The organism is Rhodococcus sp. ENV425, from assembly GCF_002887785.1.
Classification (GTDB): domain Bacteria; phylum Actinomycetota; class Actinomycetes; order Mycobacteriales; family Mycobacteriaceae; genus Rhodococcus; species Rhodococcus aetherivorans.
Map to the genome: position 1 here is coordinate 1 of NZ_PCZU01000084.1, position 2,757 is coordinate 2,757.

Genomic DNA, 2,757 nt, shown 5'->3' on the forward strand with positions numbered 1-2,757 from the left:
ACAGTTGAGCACTTTCGATGAGCCTCATCAACTTGTCGTCGAGAACTTCTCTCCTGTTCAGAGGGGAGGCATTTTCGAGAGTGGGATGTGGGGTTTGTCGGCGATGAGGACTTCCGCGGTCAGGAACATCACCGCGATGGACGCGGCGTTTTCCAGCGCCAATCGGGTTACCTTGACCGGATCCATGATTCCGGCGGCGATCATGTCACCGTACTCACCGGTTGCGGCGTTCAAGCCGTGCCCGATCGGGAGGTGTCGGACCTTCTCGACGACGACCCCGCCTTCGAGGCCGGCGTTGATGGCGATCTGTCTCAACGGTGCGTCGAGAGCCACCCGCAGGATGTTGGCGCCGGTAGCCTCGTCGCCGGTGAGATCGAGTGTGTCGAAGGCGGTGGCGGATGCCTGCAACAAGGCAACCCCACCGCCGGCGACGATGCCTTCTTCCGCCGCGGCCCGCGCGTTGCGGACAGCGTCCTCGAGCCGATGTTTGCGTTCCTTGAGTTCGATCTCGGTTGCGGCGCCGATCCGGATTACCGCCGCCCCTCCGCTGAGCTTGGCCAGACGCTCCCGGAGTTTGTCTTTGTCATAGTCGTCGGTCGATTGCTCGATCGCGGTGGTGATCTCCCTGACCCGGCCGGCGACCGCGGTGGCGTCGCCTGCGCCGCCGACGATCGAGGTGTCGTGTTTGGTGATCAGCACCCGGCGCGCAGAGCCGAGCAGATCGAGGCTCGCCGCCTCGAGGGTGACCCCGATGGCCGCGGAGATGACTTGGCCGCCGGTCACGATGGCCATGTCGCGCAGCATCAGCTCACGCCGGTCGCCGAAGCCGGGGGACTTCACCGCCGCCGAGGTGAACGTGCCTTTCACGTTGTTGACGACCAGGGTCGCGAGAGCATCGTCGGTGACATCTTCGGCAACGATCACCAGCGGGCGACCCGTCTTCATCACCTTCTCCACGATGGGCGCCAGTTGGTTGACCGAGTTGATCACCGACGAGACCAGCAGGATGTAGGGGTTGTCGAGGACGACCTCGAGCCGTTCGAAATCGGTGACGAAGTACGGGCTGAGGTAGCCCTTGTCGAAGCGCAAACCCTCGACGAGGTCGAGTGTGAGGCCGAAGGTGTCCGATGCCTCGGCGGTGATGATGCCGTGCACGCCGACCTGGTCCAACGCCTCGGCCACAATGGCGCCGATGGCGGGGTCACCCGAGGAGATCGTCGCGGTCGCAGCGATCTGTTCTGTGGTTTCGATCGGTCTCGCCGCGTCGTTGATCGCCCGGATAACGTCGACCAAACCGGCGCCGATGCCGCGCCCTATCGCCAGGGGGTTGGCGCCGGCGGCGATGTTACGCAGGCCCTCGCGCACCATGGCCTGGGCGAGCACGGTGGCGGTGGTCGTGCCGTCACCGGCCACGTCGTCGGTCTGCTTCGCGACCTCTTTGACAAGTTCGGCGCCCATCTTTTCGTAGGGGTCGTCGAGTTCGATACTGCGGGCGACGGTGACGCCGTCGTTGGTCACGAGGGGTTTGGCGACGTCGCGGCCGAGCACCACATTGCGGCCCTTGGGGCCGAGGGTGACCTTGACGGCGTCAGCGAGTTTGTCCACTCCCCGTTCCAGGGCGCGCCGCGCGTCCTCGTCGAAGGCGATCATCTTGGCCACGTTGCCTGCACGCTCTTTCTGTCTCTGATGGAAGTCTTCCCCGCGGGGTCGACCTCGGGAACGGCCGCGTTACTTGTGCAACTGCGTCAAACTGCCTTCGGGCTTTGCGCGCGAGACCGAGACCTCCTTAGCGGAGGACACCGCGCCGGCCGACGGCAAATCAGCACCACAAACCGTGGCTGCGCTGGGTACGCGGAGAAGACGCGACGGCGCAGCCACGGGATCCGATCACCTCATGCGTGGATGATCACGCCGCGGATGTTCTTGCCGTCCCGCAAATCCTGATAGCCCTGGTTGACCTGGTCGAGGGTGTAGCGGGTGGTGATCAGGTCGTCGAGTTTGAGCTGTCCGGCGTCGTAGAGGCGCAGGAGACGCACGATGTCGTACTGCGGGTTGGACGAGCCGAACAACGTGCCCTTGATCGTCTTCTCGTTGAGGGTCAGATCGGTGCCCGAGACGTGCACGGTGAGCTTCGCCGGGTCCGCCAGTCCGGTGATCACCACGGTGCCGCCCTTGCCGATCACCGCGGTCGCCGCCGAGACCACGTCCTCGTCTACCGTGCCAACCAAGATCAGTGCCTGGTCGGCGCCCTGTCCCCAGGTGAGTTCGTTGACCTGCGCCGCGGCGCTTGCGGCGTCGGCAAAGGCATGGGTAGCACCGTACTTGAGTGCGGTGTCGCGTTTGAACGCCACCGGGTCGACCACCACGACATACTTCGCGCCCGCGCTCACCGCACCCTGGACGGCGTTGATGCCCAGACCACCGATGCCGTAGATGACGGTCGTGTCGCCGGCCCGCACACCGCCGGCGTAGACTGAGGTGCCCCAACCGGTCGGAACACCGCAGCCGACGAGCACCGCAGTCTCGAGCGGCAGCCAGTCGTCGATCTTGACTACCGAGTGCTGGGAGATGGTGGCGCGTTCGGAAAAGGTGCCGAGCATGCACATCGCCCCGAAATCCAGTCCGTTGCCGTGGAATCGGAAACTGCCGTCGGGCATGCACCCTTCGAGGATGGTGGCGCCCATGTCGCAGAGATTGGAGCGTCCAGTGGCACAGTACCGGCAGGTTCCGCAGTTCGGGATGAAGCTGCACACCACG

2 protein-coding genes are annotated in these 2,757 nt (G+C 64.9%); both read right to left on the bottom strand.

The features are described 5' to 3' along the window. Positions 1–57: 57 nt before the first annotated feature. Complete coding sequence (gene groL, locus CQZ88_RS06045; RefSeq protein ID WP_029547322.1) at positions 58–1,659, bottom strand: chaperonin GroEL; 1,602 nt, start codon at positions 1,657–1,659, stop codon at positions 58–60. A 233-nt stretch (positions 1,660–1,892) separates the two neighbouring features. Further along, a partial coding sequence (locus tag CQZ88_RS06050; protein WP_258008463.1) for a zinc-binding dehydrogenase occupies positions 1,893–2,757 on the bottom strand: 865 nt, incomplete at its 5' end.